This window comes from Paenibacillus sp. sgz302190 (genome assembly GCF_059820445.1).
The window spans coordinates 282899-304353 of the sequence record NZ_JBZYAO010000003.1 but is presented as its reverse complement, the minus strand read 5'-3'; the positions used below and the strand labels follow the sequence as shown (position 1 = coordinate 304353).

Below are 21455 nucleotides of genomic sequence, written 5' to 3'. Positions count from 1 at the left end.
CCGATTGTGGCAATTTAGGGTATACGCCCATGCTATCACATTGCTGGTTCCGTTTTCTATCTTGAACAAATGTTCATAATTGAATTAATGTTCAGTTCGTTTTATACTCAACACAAATCCACCCCAACCAATAGAAAGGATGAATCAAAATGGCGATTACAAGCAATATCGCGGCACCCGGCAAATTCGGGGAATACGGCGGCAAATACGTTCCGGAAACTTTGATGCATGCGCTGACCGAGCTGGAGCAGGCTTTCAACCGTTACGCGGAGCAGCCGGATTTTGTGCGGGAAATGCAGCATTTGCTGCACGATTACTCGGGCAGGCCTACGCCTCTTTATGAGGCTGAGCGCCTTGGCAAGCAGCTTGGAGGTGCGCGTATTTTCCTGAAAAGGGAGGATCTCAATCACACCGGAGCCCACAAAATCAACAACACGATCGGTCAGGGGCTGCTCGCCAAAAAAATGGGCAAGAAAAAAATCGTCGCGGAAACAGGTGCCGGCCAGCATGGCGTCGCTACTGCCACCGTCTGCGCGCTGCTCGGCCTCGAATGCAAAATTTTCATGGGGGAAGAGGACATCAAGCGGCAAAAGCTGAACGTGCACCGCATGCGAATGCTGGGCGCCGAAGTTGTGCCCGTCACATCCGGCTCCCGCACTTTGAAGGATGCAGGCAATGAGACGATGCGTTACTGGGTCGCTAATGTGGAGGACACGTTCATGCTTTTCGGCACTGCGGCGGGACCGCATCCGTATCCGCTGATGGTGCGGGAATTTCAAAAAATCATCGGGGAAGAAACGAAATCGCAAATTGCCGCAAAAGCGGGCCGGCTCCCGGACACCGTCATTGCCTGCGTCGGCGGCGGCAGCAATGCGATCGGCATGTTCCACCCTTTTCGCAATGATGCGGGCGTCGCGCTTGTCGGTGTGGAAGCCGGCGGCCTTGGCCTCGAAACGGAGGCGCATGCCGCGACTTTATCCAAAGGAACTCCCGGCGTGTTCCAGGGGTCTTACAGCTACGTGCTCCAGGACCGCCACGGTCAGGTAAAAGAGGCGCATTCGATCAGCGCCGGGCTGGATTACCCGGGAGTAGGGCCCGAGCATGCTTTTTTGAAGGAAAGCGGCCGGGTGCAGTACTGCTCCATTACGGATCAGGAGGCTTTGGAGGCGCTGTTGCTGCTTTGCCGCACCGAGGGCATTATTCCCGCCCTGGAGAGCGCGCACGCCGTGGCGCAAGCGGTGAAATTGGCGCCCGGGCTGCCCCGGGACCATATCATGGTCGTCTGCTTGTCCGGCCGAGGCGATAAAGACGTGGAAACGATAGCTGAGTACCAAGGAGGACACCCGGAATGAATCCCATTGATTTGACTTTTGCCCGGCTGCGCCAGGAACGGCGCACCGCTTTTATTCCATTCGTCACGGTCGGCGATCCGAGTCTGGACGCAACGGTCGACATTTTGCTGGCGCTGCAGGATGGCGGAGCCAGTATGATCGAGCTCGGCATCCCGTACTCCGATCCGTTGGCCGACGGCCCGGTCATTCAGCGCTCTTCGCAGAGGGCACTCGCAGGCAACGTGACGCTGGCCGACGCTGCGGCTTGTGCTGCATTGGCCAAGGAACGGGGGCTGACCGTTCCGCTTTTGCTGTTTACCTACTATAACCCGGTTCTGCAAACGGGTTTGGACGCCGCATTTGGAATGATGCGCGACCACGGGATCAGCGGGATCATCATACCCGATCTCCCTTTTGAAGAAAGCGGCCAGGCGCAGGCGGTGTCGGAATCATACGGCATTCATCTCATTCCTTTGGCGGCGCTGACCTCCAAAGAACGAGTGCAGCAAATCGCCGAGCGTGCAAAAGGTTTCATATACTGCGTCTCATCCATCGGCGTCACCGGAATGCGTTCCGAGCTGCACGCCGAGCTGGAGTCGTTCGTGCAGCTCGTCAAGCAGACCGGCGGCTTGCCCGCCGCCGTCGGGTTCGGCATTTCCCGCCCCGAGCAGTATGAAGCCGTCTCCCGTTATGCGGACGGCGTCATTGTCGGCAGCGCCATCGTCGACGCGATTGAGCGGCAGGGCGATGCATGGCTGCACCCGGCCAGCCGCAAGGAGGCCCTCGCCAACGTCAAAGATTTCGTGCTGCGGTTAACCGGCGCAGCCAAATAAGCGCAAAGAAAGGGGGCATAGTCCCCCTTCCTTGCGCTTAGCCTATTCTGCCCCCTGCGGACGAGGCTGCCACTGGGGGATTTTGCTTGCTCCGCGACTCCTGCTAACGCGCCAAAGAAACCGTCGCAAACCCTTCAGCGGCACAAATTGCTTTGTCCGCTATCGCTTATTTGCAGGAACCCCTCGTCCTTTTGCAAAATCGCCGGTCCAGACAAGCCAGCTTTGCCCCCTTAATCCACCATTATTTGGATGCGAAAAGGAAGCCAGTGGAATGCACGGGTAGAGCCACTCGCGAAACGGCTTGGCAGCCGAAAAACCTGCGAAAGTCGGGGCTCAGCAGTGCTTCCTCAGCCCCCTTCGCTCCTGCATGGGTTGCGGAAATCAAGTGGGAAGGGGGATACGGCGGCGTGGCAGAGGAAAAACATGCGTAAGCAGGGCTCAGCCGCTCTTCCTCAACCCCCTTCGCTCCTGCATGGGTTGCGGAAATCAAGTGGGAAGGGGGACACGGCGGCGTGGCAAAGAAAAAGCCTGCAAAAGTGCAGGCTTTTTCTTTGAAAATGGCTCATTTGGGCGAAAAGCCTGCGATTGTGCAGGAATTTTCGATGAAAATGCATCTGAGCCCATGTTCGTGGCGAAAAGCCTGTACAATTGCAGGAATTTGTCGTGGCCAGCGCATCCATTGAGCAAAAACTGCACTTTTGCAGGTTTTCATCACGTAACCGACAGATTGTGCGAACGGCTCTGGCGTGCGGAGGCTCTAGACAGCCTGACTTTTGCAACTTTTCTCCACGCAAACAAGCAGATTGTGCGACCAGCTCTGGCGTGTGGGGCTCTGGGCAGCCTGACTTCTGCAGCCCACCTCCACCCAACCAGGCAGATTGTGCGAACGGCTCTGGCGTGCGGGGGCTCTAGACAGCCTGACTTCTGCAACTTTTCTCCACGCAAACAAGCAGATTGTGCGACCAGCTCTGGCGTGTGGGGCTCTGGGCAGCCTGACTTCTGCAGCCCACCTCCACCCAACCAGGCAGATTGTGCGAACGGCTCTGGCGTGCGGGGGCTCTAGACAGCCTGACTTCTGCAGCCCACATCTCCACCCAACCAAGCAGATTGTGCGAGCGGCTCTGGCGTGTGGGGGCTCTGGACAGCCTGACTTCTGCAGCCCACACCTCCACCCAACCAAGCAGATTGTGCGAGCGGCTCTGGTGTGTGGGGGCTCTGGGCAGCCTGACTTCTGCAGCCCATCTCCACCCAACCAAGCGGATGTGCCGCTTCCCGGTATGCGGGTTTGCAACAGTCTGGGAGTCTGTCCGCCGGACTTCTAGGTCCCGCAGTTTTAGGCGCATGGCCAGAGAGCAAGCATCTGGCGACTGATGGTCTCCAAGGCCGGATGGAGCGATGCGGTCATTTCCCGCTCGCCGGGGATGCGCGCAGGCCGCCGTACAGCGAGGCAGCGCACGCGTCGGAAAAGCCGCGGAATCAGCCGCCGCTTTCGACCTCCGTCGTCCGCATGGCGAAAGGAATTGCCAGCGAGACGACGATGGCTATAAAGCCGAAAAGGAACATCCCGTGGATGCCGCTGTAAAATCCCGCCGCTTTGGCAAGAATCGCGCCCATGATCGTAACGCTGACCGCCGTCCCGATATTTCGCGCAAAAAGCTGCAAAGAGGTGGAAATCCCTTTCTCATGCGCGGCGACCAACTGCTGGGAGCCGATCGTCGATACCGTGAATAACATGCCGTACCCCGCGCCAAGTAAGGTCATCGCTGCAAATACATAGTAGAAAGAAGTTCCTTCTTTCATCAAAAACAGCATCGCTCCCGTTGCCACGAGCAGCAAATTGCCGATGACAAGCAGCCGTTTGTAACCGAAGCGCAGCACCCATTTTCCAGCGGGCACGGCCATGACCATCCATCCGATCGAAGTGCCCAGCAGCGCGATTCCGCTGACGAACAGCGAATAGCCTTCCCTCTGCAAAAACAGCGGAATGTAGCTGGAAGTTCCGAACAACGCCGCGCAGGAAATAAACGAACTGACGATCATAACCGCCACGGGACGGTTGCGAAACAAGTGAAGCGGGACGATCGGAGATTGTTGCCTTTTCTCATATGTATAAAAAACAGCCATGACAATGAGCCCCGTGATGCCGTACACAATGGCAAAATGCTGAACGGCGGTAGTGAGCAGCAGCAGACTGATGCCGGCCGCAAACAGAACCGCTCCGGCGTAGTCAACCGGCGAACGTTTGGCCTGGTACACTTCCTTATAGGGCAGCAGAGTGAGCAGAGCGACGATACAAATAGGAACATTGATGTAAAATATCCAGCGCCAGCTCATATAGGTGACGAAAAAAGTGCCCAATAACGGCGCAAGCACGGCCGACAATCCCCACATCCCGGTAAATAGCGCCTGAACTTTGCCGCGCTGCTCAACCGTGTACAAATCCCCGGCGATAATCATGGGGAACGGCGTCATAATGCCGGCGCCAACGCCCTGGATCGCCCGAAACAGCACAAGCTGCAGCATCGACTGCGAGAAACCGCATAATACCGAGCCCGCCAAAAAGATGACGATCCCTACGGCTAAAATCTTTTTACGCCCGAACAAATCCGACAAACGGCCTGCGACAGGGGCCAGCACCGTGGAAAAAATCATATAGGAAGTAAACGCCCATGCAAACCATTCATCCCCGCCTATTTCTTTGACGATAATCGGCATCGTCGTATTGGCAATGGTCGTATCCATCGAAGATACGAGCATAGCAAGCACGATGCTTACCATAACCATAACCCGGTTTTTCATTGGGTGCAGCCTCCGGCATGTTTAAATTTGTAAAAATAACTACAAAAGATGGACATTCACCCATAATAACATAATCAATATACTGTAACTAGTTATAAAATTTTTCTTTACAAACGGCGCGTGGATAGATAAAATAAATCCAATGCGATTAGTGGGATATCGAATGGGGACATGATAACATGACTATAGGCATCTTACTGATGGGATTATTGGTTGGTTTTTTGGTTGGTTTGACCGGCGTCGGAGGAGCTTCGCTGCTTACCCCGATTTTGATCATGTTCAACGTCAATCCTGCCATTGCGGTAGGGACGGACCTGCTTTATAATTCCATCACCAAGCTTTTCGGAACGATCCAGCACTGGCGGCAGAAAACGATCGATTTTCGGCTCGTCAAATATTTGGCTTACGGCAGCATTCCCGGCGTCATTGTAGCAGTAGCGTCTTTGCACGTATTTCAGTCTTACTACCACAATCAGGAAGTCATCATCAAGCACGCGCTTGGATATGTACTTATTCTCGTTGCCGTAGCTACGCTGTTCAAAGTATTTTTCGGCCATAAAATCAAAGAAAACCGCTGGCAGCTAAAGCCGCTGGAAGAAAAACGCGGACTGACCATCACCCTTGGAGCCGTGTTCGGGTTCATCGTCGGGCTGACTTCGATTGGCTCCGGCTCGCTTTATGCTATTGCAATGCTGTATTTTTTCCGTATGAACACTTCCCTTCTGGTCGGCACGGACATCGCGCACGCGTTTTTTTTGGCGACGACTGCCGGTCTGCTTCACGCCAGCATGGGCAACGTCAATTACTTGCTTGTGTTTAATCTGCTCGCCGGTTCGATTCCGGGAGTTATTGTCGGCAGCATGCTTTCCGCCAAAGCGCCGACGACCGCGCTTCGCACAATTATCGCCAGTCTCGTGCTGATCAGCGGATTGAAGCTGATTTAATCCGTTCGGAGGTTCTTATAAACATGAAAAACGACAAGCCCCTTTTAACAAAATCGGCTTGTCGTTTTTTTAGCTGTACGATGTCCGCTGTCCGTTTTAGACATGAATCGCAAATAAGCAGACTTTTTCACCTGTACCTGCATAGGGGATCACGGCTTCAAAATGCAACCCCAGCTTTTCCAATAGTTTGGCCGACGCATGATTATCTTCGGACGTAATTGCCACAATGCGGTTTAGGCCTAATTCGTCTTGTGCATAACCCATTACTGCGGAAGCAGCCTCAAAGGCATATCCATTCCCCCAGAACCTGGGAAGAAACGCAAATCCAATGTCCGCGTCTTCCATAAAATCCCTTTTCGCCAATCCGCAGATGCCGATCGGGATGCCTCCATCCTTCAGCTCCGTCAAATAAAATCCGAAGCCCAGACGGGCATACATGTCCAGAGCCGCTCTTAAAATATAATCCCGCGCGTCATCGATAGTTTTCACGCCTCTATCGCCTATGTTCCGGATCCAGGAAGGATCGTTCACAAGCTCAAAAATAAAAGCAGCATCTTCAATAGTTTGGTGACGAAGAATCAGCCGCTCTGTTTCCAACACTTTCATGACAGATGCCTCCACTCTGATAATCCGGCCGATCGCTTTAACAAAGCCGGAAGTTTTTTAGCGCGGCGGCGCGGCGGTCAGTTCATTTCCGGTCGGCGATCAGCGCCATTTCTTTTGAAAACCACAAACGGTACGTAAGCATGCTCAGCAAAATGCTTGTAATGGCCGCGGATGCGCTGAATGCGAGCATGATCAAAATTTGATAGCGCACCGCTTCTACAGGGTTCGCGCCCGCGACGATCATACCGGTCATCATGCCCGGCAGCTGCACGAGGCCGATCGTTTTCATACCGTCAATCGTAGGTATCATGCTCGATTTGACAGCCCGGCGCAGCGATCTTTGAATCGCTTGCCTGACCGTCGCGCCGAGCGCCAACAGCGCCTCGATTTCGCCCCGCGACGAATCCACTTCCCGCTTCAAATGATTCAGGAACAGCCCGCATACGACCATCGCATTGCCGACCGTCATACCGCTGATCGGGATGATGTATTGGGATGTCGGTTGAATAATATGCAGTCCCAGCATGAGCGCCATAGTCAACGTCTCCGTCGCGACGATGGCGATAGCGATCCGCAGGCGGACGCCCTTCAGCCCTTTGCCGCGGGTGCCAGCGTTATGCGATGCGATGGCAATCATGACGGCAATGATCAGCAGGTTCAGCAGGATGTTGTTCGATTGGAAAACGAAGTGCAGCACGTATCCGATAAAAAGCAGCTGCAAAGCGCCGCGAATCGCGCCCCAGGCGATGTCTTTTTCCAGGCCGAGCTTTTGCCATCTGGATAGCGCGATTGTAATGGCTACGAAAGTGAGCGTAAAGCCCAAAGCTATTGTGGACATGGCTCGTCCCCCCTCCGGGCAGCCGGATCGGCGCTTGCAACGCCGTCATCCGGGAGAATGTCCGCAATTGTGCCGTCGGCCAGGAGCCAGGAACGGTTGCTTATGCTTCGCGCCTGTTCCTCGTCGTGCGTGACCCAGGCGAAAGCCGCCCCCTCCTGCTCGTTCCATTGGAGCAGCATGGCTTCTACGGCATGCTTGCTCTGCGCGTCCAGCGCCGAAGTCGCTTCATCGAGCAGCAGGAATTCGGGGCGCAGCAGCAAAGAGCGAATGAGCTGCAGCCGCTGCTTTTGCCCGCCGGACAAATCGGCCGCATGGGCCGTCCAGTCCAGCTCCGCGAGTCCGGCCTGCTCCATCAATCGCCGGGCAAGCTTCCGGTCGAATTCGCGCTGATGCAGCCTGCTGACGACGGCCAAATTGTCTTCGACCGTAGCCGGCAGCATAACGGGCATTTGCGGAACGTAGCAAACTTTTTTGCGCCAGTCGTTCGGGCTCCATTTGTCCGCCGGCTGGCCGTGCAAAACAAGCGTGCCGCCGTCCGCCGGCTCCAATCTTGCCAGCACGCGAAGCAAGGTGCTTTTGCCTTGCCCCGAAGGGCCCTGTATCGCAATGCGGTCACCGCGCTCAATGACGGACGAAATGGAAGCAAAAAGCGGAGTCGTCCCTCCGCTCGGATGATTTTTTTGCAGTCGGTCGATAACAAAAATCGGTTGCAGGTGATTGTCCTCCGCTTACTGAGATAAATGGAATAATATTTAAACTATATCATAGCATGCACGTATCATGCAGCAAAAGAACGTCAGCACCGATGAAAAAAAGGGATAGCCCGGCTGCCTACATTTCTGGGTAACCGGACGTTACGAGCAAAAAAACGGAGTCGGCCAGACGGCTAGGGTCGCGGCACCATAGAGAGCGCGGCCTTCCTCGCCGGACGCGTGATTGCACGCATCTCCCAGCGCGCGGTGCTGCGCCGCATGACGGCGGTCGATCGACCACGCCTTTTCATTCTCCGCGGCGCCACGGAGCTTGTCGCGTTAATCCTATTACCGCTCACGGCGATAGTTTTCATTCTCTGAGGTGCCGAGGAGCACGACAAAGGGGGCTAACGTGCAGAAAAACTTGCAAAAATCAGATTGTTGATAAGGTGACGGGGTAAAGGAATCAGAGGGGGCACAACCGCTCTTCCCCAACCCACGGCTCTCCTATACGGGGTGCAGCGTAGAAGTGGTAGGGACAAGGGGCTTGGCAGGGGAAAACCTGCGAAAGTGCAGGCTTTTTTCATGAAAGTACCTCATTTTGGCGAAAAGCCTGCGATTGTGCAGGAATTTTCGACGAAAATGAATCTGAGCCCCTGTTCGCGGCGAAAAGCCTGTACATTTGCAGGAATTTGTCATGGACAGCGTATCACCGCGCAAAAAACTGCACTTTTGCAGGCTTTTTTCCGCATGGCCAAGCTGTAGCCGCCTCTAACCTACGAGATCCGGGCTTCGCAGGTTTTCTTTGCGCAACCAGGCAGAAAACCTGCGAAAGTGCAGGCTTTTTTCATGAAAGTACCGCATTATGGCGAAAAGCCTGCGATTGTGCAGGAATTTTCGATGAAAATGCATCTGAGCCCCCGTTCGCGGCGAAAAGCCTGCACATTTGCAGGAATTTGTCGTGGACAGCGTATCACCGCGCAAAAAACTGCACTTTTGTAGGCTTTTCTCCGCATGGTCAAGCTGTAGCCGCCTCTAGCCTACGAGATCCGGGCTTCGCAGGTTTTCTTCGCGCAACCAGGCAAATTGCGCGACCGGCTCAGCCGTGCGGGTTTCTGGGCAAGGTTTGCGCCCTCCCAAAGCCGTTCAAGAACGGCTGCACCGTTTTAAGGGAGCCTCTCTCTCCCAGGGCCCCTATATCAAGCAAAAAAACCATGATTCGGCGGTTGGAACCGGCCGATTCATGGCTTTTTCATATTCAATTCGCCGCCGCTTCAGCCTGCTTGATCGCAGCAGCGTCCGTCGGAAGCGTCGTTCCCTGCTTGACTGCCTGGATGCGCTCCAGCACGATCACGGCTTGCGCCCGCGTAGTCGCGGCATCAGGAGCGAGGTCCCCGTTGTCAAGCCCTTGCAGAATGCCCGTTTGCACGGCCTTGAGCATCGCTTTTTTGCTCTGCAGGCCCGTGTTCGGCTTTTGCCATTCCGCTACGATGGCACGGTCGGCAAGCGTTGCGATTTCCCGGCGGGTAATCGGCTGGTCCCAGCCGGCTTGCAAATCGCCGCCCTGGAGCAGGCCGGATTTTTGCGCCGCATCGACATAAGGCTGATACCAGGCCGAACCTGCGGCGGCGTTCGCCGCCGTCACTTGCAGCGCCCCCGCCTCAAGCTTGAGAAACTCCGCTCTCGTGACGGTGCGGTCAGGCCCGAAGCTGCCGTCGGCGTAACCGTCGACGTAGCCTTTTGCGGCCGCGGCCAAAATTTCTTTTTCCGCCCAATGGCCGGCGATATCGTTAAATGTTGCGGACGTCAGGCCTGTAACGACATTCGGCGCGCTGCGATTCGTCCGCGTGCCGTCGCCCAACTGACCGGAATAATTGCCGCCCCAGGTCCAGACGGACCCGTCTTTCAGCAGCGCCGCGCTGTGGCCGCCGCCGCCCGCAATCGCGGAAGCTGCGGCAATTCCTTTGGCCTGCACGGGTTCGCTGCGGTTGCTTGTCGTGCCGTCGCCCAGCTGGCCGAAGCTGTTTTGGCCCCAGGACCAGACGCTGCCGTCCTGGTTGATCGCCAGGCTGTGGTACGCGCCGGCCGCAATGGCTATCGCATGGTTCAGCTTCGCAACCTGAACCGGTTTATTTTGATTGGTCGAACCGCCGTCGCCCAATTGGCCGAAAGCATCGTAGCCCCATGCCCATACGGTGCCGTCGTTTTTCAGCGCGAGCGCGTGGTTTTTGCCCGCCGCTATCGCGACGACGCCGGTGACGCCGGTAATTTGCACCGGCTGCTGCTTGCCGACGAACGTTCCGTCACCCAGTTGACCGTTCGTGTTGTCTCCCCAGCTCCAAATCGTACCGCTGTTTTGGAGCGCCAGGTTGAAGTTCGCGCCCGCGGCGATGGCAACGATATCGGTCAGCGAAGAGACTGCGGCCGGCGCGGCGGACGCATCATGCCCAAGCTGGCCGTACGTATTGTCGCCGAAGCTCCATACCGTCCCGTTGCCGAGCAGAGCAATGGAGTGATTGCTTCCCGCCGCCGCCGCAACGACCCCGCTCAGGGAGCTAACCTGCGCCGGCGCGTTCCGGTTCGCCGTTGTCCCGTCGCCCAACTGGCCGAAATAATTTTGCCCCCAGCTCCACAGCGTCCCGTCCGCCTTCACCGCCAGCGTGTGGGAATTGCCGGCCGAGACGGAAACGGCATCCTGCAGCGCGATATGCTGCGCGGATTGCGACGAATCGTTCGTCCCGCTGCCCAACTGGCCGTACGTATTTGTACCCCAGCCGTACAGGCTGTTGTTTTGTATCGCGAACGTATCGCTGTCGCCGGCGGCCAGCAGAGACGACCGCGGCTTATGAATGAGCACCGGGCCTTCTCCGGGCTTGGCGATGACCGGGTTTAACGCTTCGGCCAAGTTCGTAGCGATCGGAGATGGCTGATTATTGTTCGTTCCGTCGCCCAGTTGGCCGTAGCTGTTGTTCCCCCAAGCCGTCACTTTGTTGTCTTTGCTTATGGCAAAAGTGAAATTCGGCCCTACGCCGATCCGCGCGATATCGGAAATCCCGTTCACGGGATTAGGCAAAGTGCGGTCCCAGGTCTTTCCGTCGGCGTCGGTTCCCGTGCCAAGCTGGCCGGCGCTGTTGTCTCCCCAAGTATACATGGTCCCGTCTTTGGTCAGCGCCGCGGCAAAAGAAGTGCCTGCCAAAATTTGCGTGACATCCTGGATGCCGTTGACCAGCACCGGAATTTTGTGCTCGTCATAATTGATGGAGTTGCCGTGGGAATACACGACCGCATTCGTTTTTTTGCTCATCAGCCCCCAGGTCAGCAGCGTCCCGTCGTCCTTAACCGCCAGGGAAAAATCGAGACCTGCGGCGATTTGCGTAATTTTCCAGGATTGGCTTGTCGCCATGATCGGGGTGCTGAGGTGGTTCTGGTCGTAACCGTAACCGAGTTCCCCGAAATAATTGTCTCCCCAACCCCACACGACGCCGTCGCCGTCGATAGCCAGGTTGTGATAGGCTCCGCTCGCGATCGACTTGATACCCGTCATATTGCCTTGAATGTGTACGGGCTTATTTTTGGAATCGGTCGTCGAATCGCCCAACTGGCCGTACGTATTGTCGCCCCACGTCCACACCGTGCCATCGTCCTGCAGCGCGACGGAATGAAAGTTGCCCGCCGAAATCGCGGTAATATGCTGTAGTCCGGCAATTTGCACCGGCGTGTTCTGGTCTACATTCGTGCCGTTGCCGAGCTGGCCGTACGTATTTTGACCCCACGCCCACACCGTGCCGTCTTTTTTCAACGCCAACGTATGCGACTGTCCGGCTGCGATCGCCGTGACGTCCGTCAAGCCGTTCACGGGAGCCGGATTTTTACGGCCTTCCAGACCGCCGCCAAGCTTCCCGCGCAAGTTGTCACCTAATGTCCACACGGTCCCGTCCTGCTTTAACAGAACCGTAAACCCTTTACCGCCGGCAATCTGCGTGACAACCGCCGGCGTACTGCCGGTTCCGCCTGCAGCGGCGGCGGCTTCGTCCGCCGAAACTTTCAGGGGAAAGCCGCCGGCCGCACTGACCAAAAGCATCAGGCACAGCCACAATGAAATGCTACGTTTTCCTGTTTTCATGGTCCTTCTCCTTAAGCTAATTGTCGTCAAGACGATGCCGGTTCCCCCGAATCGCGCAACTTGGCCGGGGTTCTTTTGAATTTCTTTTTAATGCCTTCCATCCAGCCGTCGAGCAATGTATACATAACCGGAACGAGCACCAAAGTAACAAGCGTCGATAATGTCAATCCGAATGCGACTACGGTCGCCATCGAAGCTTGCGTTTCCGCGCCTTCGCCGAAGCCGATGACCAGCGGCGCCATAGCCAGTACGGTCGTCGCGGTCGTCATCAAAATCGGACGCAGCCTTATTTTGCCCGCTTCAATAAGAGCATCGAACAAAGGCATTCCCTTCTTGCGCAGCTGGTTCGTATAATCGATCAGCACGATCGCGTTGTTGACGACGATACCGATCAGCATGATCATCCCGATAATCGAGTTCATATTGATCGTTCGATGCGTAACGAGCAGTCCCAGTATCGCTCCGACAAACGTCGGCGGCAACGAGAACATGATGATGAACGGGCCGTACAGCGATTCGAACTGGCTGGCCATAACCATGTAGACGAGCACTACGGACAGGATCAATACGAGATACAAGCTTTTAAACGATGAAGCCTGGCTCGTCTGCTGGCCGCCCATTTTCACCTGATAGCCGTCCGGAGGCTGAATCGCGTCGATTTTAGCCTGCACTTTCGCAGAGACATCCCCGACCGAAGCGCCGAAGACGGAAGCCTGAATCGTCGCGACCCGGTTTTGATCCTGACGGCGAATTTGCGCAGGCCCTGTGCCCGGCTCTACCTTGGCGATCTGGCTTACGGGAATGATAGCGCCGGAAGACGTAGTGATGGTAATATTGTTGAAATTTTCCAATTTATTCGTAAAATCGTTCGGATACTTCACCAAAACCGAAATCTGCGAGCTGGCTGTCTTGAACTGCGTCGCCACGCTGCCTTGATAAGCCGTGCGCAGAGCCGTCATAACGCTTTGCAAGGAAACCCCGTAATGTGCCGCGGCATCGCGGTCAACCGTCAGATTGAACTGCGGAATGGAGCGGTCCAGCGTATTTTGTACGTTCCGCGTGCCGTCCACGGAGCTGATTTCCTCCACGACGAGATCGCCCAGCTTTTGCAAAATGGCGAGGTCCGGCCCCGAGAGGTTCACCTGGATATCTCCGCCGCCAAAGTTGCCGCCGCCTCCCAGTCCGGGAAGACGCACTCCGGAAGGAACGCTGACGTTAATTTGCGCGCCCGCGAAACCTGTAGTCAGCCCGCGGATTTGCTCCGCTACCTGGTCGGTGCTTTTTTTCCGCTCGCTGAGCGGCTTCAGCGCAATTTGGATGCTCGCCGAGTTCGTCGCCGACGACTGGAATGCGCCGCCGCCCGACGAACCGACCGAAGTAAACACCGAATCGATCTCGGGAACGGACTTGAGCCGGTCCTCCAGCGTTGCCGCAACTTTGTTCGTCACATCAAAAGCCGTGCCCTGCGGCATGTTCACATTCAGGTTAACTTGTCCCTGATCCGTCTTCGGCGTCAGCTCGCTGCCTACGAACCGGGTTGCATACACGCTGCCGCCGAACAGTACGACGGTGACGAGAATAATGATCCAGCGGTGCAGCATCGACCAGCGCAGCAGCCGGCTGTAGCCGCTGGTCAAACGGTTCACAAAACGCCCGAACCAAACCATCGGGTTCGCCGATCTGCCTTCGGGAAGCTCCTCGTCCACTTTGCCGCGCAAAAATTTGGCCGCTAGCATCGGAACGAGCGTAACGGCGGCAAACCATGCCGCAATGTGGGAGAAACAAACTGTCAGCGCCATCGGCCAGAAAAATTGCTTGACCAGCCCGTCGATAAACGCCGTCGGCAGGAATACGGCAATTTGCGCCAGCGCCGAAGCCATTACGGCGGTGCCCACTTCGGCGGTGCCCACTTTGGCCGCTTCCTCCGGCGACAAGCCTTCGTGCCTTTTGCGGAAAATGCTTTCCAGCACGACGACGGCAAAGTCGACCAGGGAGCCGAGCCCCAAGGCGAGACCTCCCAAAGTGATCGTATTGATCGTCTGATGTCCGAAATACATCATCGAGAACGTACTGATAATCGAAATCGGGATAACCATTCCGATAATCAGGGTCGCTCTGATGCTGCGCAAAAATAAAAGCAAAATAATGACCGAGAAAACGCCGCCCATGAGCGTATGCTCCACAACCGTGTTGAGCGATTGCCGGATGAATTTCGACTGATCGCTCAGCACCGCGATTTTCACGCCGTCGGGGAGCTTGGATTGAATGTCTTTCAGCGATTTCTGAATGTTGTCCGATACCGAAACCGTATTGCCGTCCGATTGCTTCAAAACCGACAGACTGACGCTCGCCTGGCCGTCTTTTCTCGCTTCCAGCGTAACGTCCTGGTACGTATCGATAATTTGCCCCAGCTCGCTGAGCGCAATCGTCTGCCCTTTGCCGAGCTGGACCTGGACTTTGCCGATATCGGCAACCGATTTAAAATCCCCGTCAATGTGCAGAGGAACCAGTTGCTGGCCTTTGTTCACTAGACCGGCGTCCGTCGAGGAGTTGTCGCTGCCGAGCGCCGATGTTAACGTGCTGAACGAAATGTTGTACTGCTGCAGCCGGCTCGGATCGACCAATATTTGAATCTGTCTGACCCGGCCCCCGGACACGCCGACGGAAGCGACGCCGTCCGCGCGCTGGACGTCCGGGCTGACGATATTGTCGGCCAAGTCGCGGAGGGTGATCAGATCCTTGTCGCCGTATAGCGCCAGCGTCATGATCGGCGAGCTGTTCGGATCGACCCGCGAGACGACGGGCGCATCGGCGTCGGACGGCAGTGACCTTCGCACCCTGTCCAGCTTGTCGCGCATCGTTAACGTCGCCTGGTCGATATTCGTGCCGTAGTTGAATTCCAGCGTTACGTTGGCCGAACCGGTACGCGAGTTTGAGGTGATGCTGGTGACCCCGGTTACGGTCGCCATCGCATTTTCGATAGGCTTCGTAATTTGCTGTTCAACCTGCCCCGGGGATGCGCCGCTCCAGGAAACGGAAACCGTTGCCGAAGGAATTTCCAAATTCGGATACAGATCCACCGGCAAAAGCGGAATCGCAATCCCTCCGACAATGACGAGCGCAATCATGATCATGAAGATCGAGACGGGACGATGTACGGAGAAATTAGCTAATTTCACTGTCCCGCCCCCGCTTTCTGAGCTCCCGTATCCGCTCCGCCCGGCTTAGGACTGGCGTTGGCCGAATCGCTTCCACCTTCTTTGGCGCCGGACTTGCCTTCGCCTTGCGTCCCTTGGCCTTGACCCTGGCCTTGGCTTTGACCCTGACCTTGGCCTTGGCCGCGCTGACCTTGACCTTGGCCTCTATTTCCTTGACCGCCTTGACCCTGGCCGCCTTGGCCTTGGCCTTGACCGCCCTGCCCTTTGCCTCCGGCTGCCCCGCCGCCTTGGCCTTGTGCGCCTTGGCCCACCTGCACCGGAACGTTGTCGGACAGCAGCTCCTGGCCTTTTACGACAAGCTCGTCTCCTACGTTCAGTCCGCTTGTGATTTCAAAGGAAGAGCTGGTCATCACGCCGACTTTGACAAGCACTTTTTTCGCCTTGCCGTCTTTGACGATAAACACCGCGTTGCCGCTGGATTGGCTGAGAACCGCATCGGCCGGCACGACGATCGACTTCTTGCCTTCGCTTTTCAGAGAGGATTCGGCGAACATGCCCGGCAGCAGTTCGTGGTTATCGTCTTTCACCTTGATATCGACAAGGTACGTTTTGGTCGTCGCATCCATCGCAGGATGAATGACCATCACTTCGCCGTCAAAGCTTTTGTTCAGCGTCGGCACTTTAACCGCCATCGACAAGCCCGGCTTGAATTTGCCGATAGATGCTTCGGACACATTCACTGTCGCGATGACCGGATCGGTTGCGGCGATCGAAAGAACCGCGGACTGCCCGGCGTTCTGGCCGACAGGCGTCAGGATGGACGTGACGACGCCTTCCACCGGACTCGTCAGCACACCGTCCTGAAGCTGCTCGCTGATCACTTTAATTTTCGTTTGCCCCTGCTCAAGCTGTGATGCACTGACTTTCAGCCCGTCCGTAGATCCCACCGTCTGAACGCTTTGCTTCGATTGATCCAGAGAAGCTTCCGCACTGTTCAGCGCCGTCTGCTGGCCCGACTGGCTCTGAGCGAGCTGCTGCCTGCTCAGGTCGATCTGGGCGGAAGCCGCTGCCTGCGCGGATGCCAGCTTCACCAGCGTGGAATTCAGCGATTCCTGCGCGACCTGTACGGCCTGCGAGCTTTGCGCCGAAAGAAGCGCGTTCTGCAAGCTGGTCAGCGACTGCTGCGCGCTTTGCGTATCTTTGTACTGCGCCTGCTGCGCTTGCTGCAGCTGGAGCTGCGCGCTTTGCAGCTTGGCAAGCGCCGAAGAAGCATCGCCTCCGCCCGACGCGGCGTTGTTATAAGCTACGACCGCCTGCTGCACGGCAAGCGTGTAGGTGTCGATATTGTTGTTTTGCGTCGTCAATAAGCTGTCCAGCTGCGAATTGAGATTCGTCTGCGCGACCGTGACCGCTGTATTCGCATCGGCCTGGGCTTTGCTGAAGCTCGCCTGGGCTCCGGCTACGTCCTGCTTCGCGCTCTCCACCGTATTTTGCTGCGCGGCTATCGCGTTGTTCAATTGAATTTGAGCCAGAGCTACCGCGTTTTTCTGGTCGCTAACCGTTTTGTCGTAAGCGGCCTGCTGCACGGCAAGCGCTTTTTGCGCCGTTGCCACCGAGTTGGCCTGATCGCTGACGGCCTTATTGTACTGGGCTTGCGTCACCGCGTAATCGGTCTGCGATTGTTCCAGCGACTGGCGCAAAGTGGATGTGTCGATTTCCGCCAAAGCCTGGCCTACCTGGACATGATCCCCGACATTCACCTTCATCGAGGTCACCCGTCCGCTTATTTTGGAAGAAAGGTTCGTCGTAAATGCGGGTGTGACAGAGCCTGTAAATACTTGTCCTCCGCCAATGTCGGAAAGTTGGACCGATTGTGTTTCCACGGTCATCTGGCGGGTACCTGAGCGGTTGTTTGCCCCTGTTTTTGCAGTATCGGCCGCAGTGCTGCAGCCGGCCACAGTGACGGTTATCGCAGTGATGACTGCGATGAAAGAAATACTTTTGAGCGTCCTCATGAAATCGAAACCTCCGTCTACATCTTTTAAATAAAATGGGCAAACACTTTTACTCTCAAAATAGCGCACATTTATGATAGAACTGTGATGCATCTATGAATTAATTGTAAAATCATACGACTGGCCGCTTTACGAGTGAAAAAGGAGGAAGCTTTTTGCCCGATCGGGGGCTGGAGGGGCGACTCATCGTCGTGGAGCGAGGCATTGGAAACTTGCCGGTGGTTCGACGGACCGCAGTCATGTGACGGCAAACCATGCGCGGGGGCTGTGTGCGGTGCAAAACCCGCTGGTGACAGGGTCACCACGCCGACGCGCACGTGATCGACGACCGCCGTCTTGCAGCGCAACACCGCGCGTTGGGGGGGGGCTGTGCGCGATGCGAAAACCCGCTAGAGCTGGTGTCACTATGCCGACGTGCACGTGATCGACGACCGCCGTCTTGCAGCGCAACACCGCGTGTTGGGGGGCTGTGCGCGACAGAAAGCCTCCAAACATTCAGCTTTAAGCACCGTAACTCCCACAATTGTGCGATCCCCCCAGAAACCCACACACCAGAGCGGCAGCATAATCTGCCTAGGTGTCTGGCGGGCGGAGGCTGCTTACCGCTAACACTGCACTGCATTGCATTGCATCCGTCATTTTGCATACACATACCTTCTAATGCGTTCACCCGCCAGGCTCCCAGCTGAGTGAAGAAATCAGATTGTAGATAAAGTAACCGGTTAGAGGAACCATAAGGACGCGGCAGCTTTTCACCAACCCACGCCTCTCCTGCATAGGTTGTGGTGCTGAAGTGGGGGCATAGCATGGCTTGGCAGGGGAAAACCTGCGAAAGTGCAGGCTTTTTCCGTAAAAATGATTCATTTTGGCGAAAAGCCTGCAATTGTGCAGGAATTTTCGGCTAAAATGAGTCAGAGCCTATGTTCGCGGCGGAAAGCCTGCACTTTTGCAGGAATTTTTCGTTGCCAGCGTTTCAATGAGCAAAAAGCTGCACTTTTGCAGGTTTTCTCCGCACAAACAAGCAGATTGAGCAGCAGGCTCTGGCGTGCGAGTATCAGGGCAGCCTGACAATCGCACGTTCTCCCTAAAACAGGCCCGGTTCCGCTGAAAAAGCCTCCCACTTTGTGCACTTTTGTGCACCTTTGTGTGCAGGCTTTCTTTGCACGGCCCGGCAGCCGAACATCATCGTCCGCCAAAACAACCAAAAAAGGACGTTTCTTCATAGAAGAAATGCGTCCTTTTTCCGTCAATAATGAAATTATTTGCCCAAATTGTTTTCCTCGTAAAGCTTGTCCATCGCCTGTATAATCGGCTCCGCCGGATCGCGGTTCAGCAAATACAGCGTCAGCAAATATTGCAGCGGCAGCGCGCAGGTGTTGTTCCCTTCATCCACGGCGACGAACCCGGTTTCAAGAACGGGGCCGTGCTCCGGATGGAGCTCAAGATCGACGTACACTTTTTGGTCGGCAAACTCCTCGCGAACGGCTTTCGCGCAATAAGGCACGATATGCTGATCAAACAAAGCTTTCGCCTCGTCTTCCGTTTGCGGCGGCGCCGGCAGCGGATGGCTTTCCGGACTGCGCAGCAATTCGACAAAAAACGAAGTCAGCCAAAGTACGGCGTTCGGATTGTTCTGGAAATTTCTCATCACTTCATTGAGGAAAAAACCGCAGGTGCACGATTTTCCGTCTTTGCTAAGCGTATATGCCAGCATAGGGCCGTAGGCGGGATTGTTGCCGATCTGGCCTTCCACTTCGTATTCCTGGAAATAATCCGCCAATACTTTTTGGATGTGCTGGAACCAGATCATAATGATCTGCGCCTGCTCCTGTTCCGGATCAAGCTGTTCTTGCTCATTGTCCGTTTGGGTTTCGATATCTTTTTCGGTCATTGCAATTGTAGCCTCCTGCATATTCATAATTGGCACAAATACTTCTTTTACATTGTACCTCAATTATGCGCTTGCAGAAAGCATTCCTTTTTATGCATCCGAACCCTCAGCCAAACGGCTCGTACAAAGTGTTCCGCGCAGGCAGCGTTTCCGATACGATCCGCCCCTTGCTGACCACATACCGGCACACCGGCAGCCTCCGCAAAAGATCCGCCGCGTCATCCGCCGGAAGCAGAACGAAGTCCGCCGGACGGCCTTCCTCGAGCCCGTAGCCGTCCAATTGCAAAGCTTGCGCCGGGCGGTGCGTCACCATGCGCACAAGCTCGGCCAGCTCCTCGCGGCCGGTCATGTGCGCAAGATGGGCCGCCATGTGCGCGGCCTGCAGCATGTTCCCGCTGCCGAGCGGATAAAACGGCGTGCGGATGTCGTCATGCGCGATGCTGACGTTCACGCCGGCCTGCAGCATCTCTTTGATTCGCGCGATGCCGCGCCCTTTGGGGAAGCGGTCGAACCGTCCCTGCATCGTGCTGTTGATCAGCGGGCAGCAGACGACGTTGATCCCGGAGCGCGCCAGCAGGCCGAGCAGCTTTTGAAAATAAGCCTCGCCATAGTAGGCCGAGGCGTTGGCATGGCTTGCCGTCACGCGGCCGCGAAGCCCCGTGCGGAGGGCCATATGTGCGACCGCCTCCAGAAAGGTCGACTGGCCGTCGTCGATTTCGTCGCAGAACACATGGACGAAACGGCCGTACTGCTGCGCGAGGCGAAAGCAGATGTCCAGCGAAGCCAGCCCTTCCTCGCGCGTAGGCTCCAGGTGCGGGATCCCCCCCGCTCCGTCGGCGCCGAGCGCAAGCGCCTCCTCCAGGCGGCGCTCATTGTCCGGGCAGGCGCGAAGGCCGTCCTGCGGGAAGGCGATTACCTGCAGATTCACCCAAGGCTTCACGCGGTCCCGCAGTTCCAGCAGCACACGCAGCGCGACGAGCCCCGGGTCCGATATGTCGGCTTGCGTCCGCACATGGAGAATGCCGTGAGCCATCTGCAGGCGAAGCACCTCCTCCGCCCGCCGCAGCACATCCTCGCGGGTCAGCGATTGCTTGCGCTTCTGCCAGAGGCCGATGCCTTCGAACAGCGTGCCGCTCTCGTTCCAGGCCGGCTCTCCCGCAGTCAGCACCGTGTCCAGGTGAATGTGCGACTCTACAAAAGGAGGAAGCGCCAAAAGCCCGCTCCCGTCAATTTCACGCCGGCCGCTTTGCAGCGGAATCGCGCCGATGGCTGCGAGTTTCCCGCCGCTCACGCCCAGATCGACCGATCGCACGTCTGCCGGTCCGGTCAGCCGGACATTTCGAAATACAAGATCATACACCTTCGATCATCCTCTCCCGCTGTTGTCCCGTCAACCTTCGCGGCTCATTTCCGATTCGTGCCAGGAGCTGAGCATCCATTTGGAGAAGGCGTTCACCAATAGGAAAAACAAGATGCCGAGCAGCGAGGCGGACAGCCCGCAGGCGAACAAATACGGCGTTTTCAGGCGGGCCGCCGCGTAAGTGATCGCATAGCCGAGACCGCCCTTGCCGCCTCCGATCCCGGCGATGTATTCACCTACGATCGCGCCGATAACGGACAGCGTGCAGGAAATTTTCAAGCCGGCGACCACATAAGGCAGCGCTGCCGGGATGCGGAGCCTCCACATCGTTTGAAAAGCGTTCGCATTGTACAGGTAGAACAGGTTGCTCATATTGTGGTCCGTAGAGTTCAACCCGATCAGCGTATTCGACAGCATCGGGAAAAATCCGATCAAAAACGCGATAATGACAATCGAATTCATCCCGGCGTCGAACCAGATCACGATCAGCGGAGCGATCGCCACAATAGGAATGGTTTGTAAAATAATCGCATAAGGATACACGCTCTTTTCGATCAGCTTGTTGCTCGCCAACAAAATCGCGCCGGAGACGCCCAGAACGATGCTCAGCAAAAATCCGAGCACGGCCTCGACCGTCGTCGTCGAAACGGAAACCCAAAGCTCGCTCTTGTTCTCAACGGCCGCTTTGACGATATCCGACGGCTTCGGCACCAGGTAAGCCGGAACGTTAAACCACAAGCATATAAGCTCCCATCCGCCGATAAACACGATGAAAGCGACCAGGGGCGGCAGCAGACGCTTCATGATGGCGGAAAAAGGGTGCCCCAGCGCCATCCCGTCCTCCAGCCTATATGTCCAAGCCGCC

At 56.4% G+C, this 21455-nt stretch carries 15 protein-coding genes; 4 read left to right on the top strand and 11 right to left on the bottom strand.

Going from position 1 to position 21455, the window contains the following annotated elements; all coding sequences use genetic code 11:
• Window positions 1-149 precede the first annotated feature (149 nt).
• The 3 genes from trpB to AC6RNO_RS06385 all read left to right on the top strand — a co-directional run bounded on the left by trpB (window position 150) and on the right by AC6RNO_RS06385 (window position 2847).
• Window positions 150-1352 (top strand): tryptophan synthase subunit beta, encoded by a 1203-nt coding sequence (trpB, locus tag AC6RNO_RS06395; RefSeq protein WP_497104978.1) that lies wholly within the window; start codon window positions 150-152, stop codon window positions 1350-1352.
• A complete protein-coding gene (gene trpA, locus AC6RNO_RS06390) occupies window positions 1349-2164 on the top strand; it encodes a tryptophan synthase subunit alpha (RefSeq protein ID WP_488436603.1) in 816 nt (271 codons plus the stop codon). The genes trpB and trpA overlap by 4 nt, the downstream gene beginning before the upstream one ends.
• Before the next feature lie 512 nt (window positions 2165-2676).
• Window positions 2677-2847, top strand: a complete 171-nt coding sequence (locus tag AC6RNO_RS06385; RefSeq protein ID WP_497104977.1) for a hypothetical protein — start codon at window positions 2677-2679, stop codon at window positions 2845-2847.
• 793 nt (window positions 2848-3640) lie between these two features.
• Here the strand turns inward: AC6RNO_RS06385 and AC6RNO_RS06380 are convergent.
• The gene (locus tag AC6RNO_RS06380) at window positions 3641-4963 is read right to left on the bottom strand and encodes an MFS transporter (protein ID WP_474681641.1); all 1323 of its coding nucleotides are present in this window, start codon (window positions 4961-4963) and stop codon (window positions 3641-3643) included.
• Between the two features lie 179 nt (window positions 4964-5142).
• Between AC6RNO_RS06380 and AC6RNO_RS06375 the strand changes: the two genes are divergently transcribed.
• Window positions 5143-5907, top strand: coding sequence for a sulfite exporter TauE/SafE family protein (locus AC6RNO_RS06375; protein ID WP_474681642.1), 765 nt, complete (start codon window positions 5143-5145; stop codon window positions 5905-5907).
• 96 nt (window positions 5908-6003) lie between these two features.
• Here AC6RNO_RS06375 and AC6RNO_RS06370 read toward each other — a convergent pair whose 3' ends face one another.
• The 10 genes from AC6RNO_RS06370 to AC6RNO_RS06325 form a co-directional block, all read right to left on the bottom strand.
• Window positions 6004-6513 (bottom strand): GNAT family N-acetyltransferase, encoded by a 510-nt coding sequence (locus AC6RNO_RS06370; protein WP_497104976.1) that lies wholly within the window; start codon window positions 6511-6513, stop codon window positions 6004-6006.
• Window positions 6514-6595: 82 nt separating this feature from the next.
• Window positions 6596-7351, bottom strand: coding sequence for an ABC transporter permease (locus AC6RNO_RS06365; RefSeq protein WP_474681644.1), 756 nt, complete (start codon window positions 7349-7351; stop codon window positions 6596-6598).
• A complete protein-coding gene (locus AC6RNO_RS06360; RefSeq protein WP_497105021.1) occupies window positions 7339-7977 on the bottom strand; it encodes an ATP-binding cassette domain-containing protein in 639 nt (212 codons plus the stop codon). Before AC6RNO_RS06360 ends, AC6RNO_RS06365 begins: the two co-directional genes overlap by 13 nt.
• 1324 nt (window positions 7978-9301) lie before the next feature.
• Window positions 9302-12166 carry an RCC1 domain-containing protein gene (locus AC6RNO_RS06355; RefSeq protein WP_497104975.1) on the bottom strand — a complete coding sequence of 955 codons (2865 nt, stop codon included), beginning with the start codon at window positions 12164-12166 and terminating at the stop codon, window positions 9302-9304.
• Window positions 12167-12192: 26 nt separating this feature from the next.
• Window positions 12193-15345 carry an efflux RND transporter permease subunit gene (locus AC6RNO_RS06350; RefSeq protein ID WP_474681647.1) on the bottom strand — a complete coding sequence of 1051 codons (3153 nt, stop codon included), beginning with the start codon at window positions 15343-15345 and terminating at the stop codon, window positions 12193-12195.
• Window positions 15342-17339, bottom strand: coding sequence for an efflux RND transporter periplasmic adaptor subunit (locus tag AC6RNO_RS06345; RefSeq protein WP_497104974.1), 1998 nt, complete (start codon window positions 17337-17339; stop codon window positions 15342-15344). The genes AC6RNO_RS06350 and AC6RNO_RS06345 overlap by 4 nt, the downstream gene beginning before the upstream one ends.
• 911 nt (window positions 17340-18250) lie before the next feature.
• Window positions 18251-18562 carry a hypothetical protein gene (locus AC6RNO_RS06340; protein ID WP_488436598.1) on the bottom strand — a complete coding sequence of 104 codons (312 nt, stop codon included), beginning with the start codon at window positions 18560-18562 and terminating at the stop codon, window positions 18251-18253.
• Window positions 18563-18597: 35 nt separating this feature from the next.
• Window positions 18598-19230 carry a hypothetical protein gene (locus AC6RNO_RS06335; protein ID WP_488436597.1) on the bottom strand — a complete coding sequence of 211 codons (633 nt, stop codon included), beginning with the start codon at window positions 19228-19230 and terminating at the stop codon, window positions 18598-18600.
• 106 nt (window positions 19231-19336) lie between these two features.
• The gene (locus AC6RNO_RS06330) at window positions 19337-20590 is read right to left on the bottom strand and encodes an amidohydrolase family protein (RefSeq protein ID WP_497104973.1); all 1254 of its coding nucleotides are present in this window, start codon (window positions 20588-20590) and stop codon (window positions 19337-19339) included.
• 30 nt (window positions 20591-20620) lie between these two features.
• Window positions 20621-21424, bottom strand: a complete 804-nt coding sequence (locus AC6RNO_RS06325; RefSeq protein ID WP_474681689.1) for an ABC transporter permease — start codon at window positions 21422-21424, stop codon at window positions 20621-20623.
• Window positions 21425-21455 lie beyond the last annotated feature (31 nt).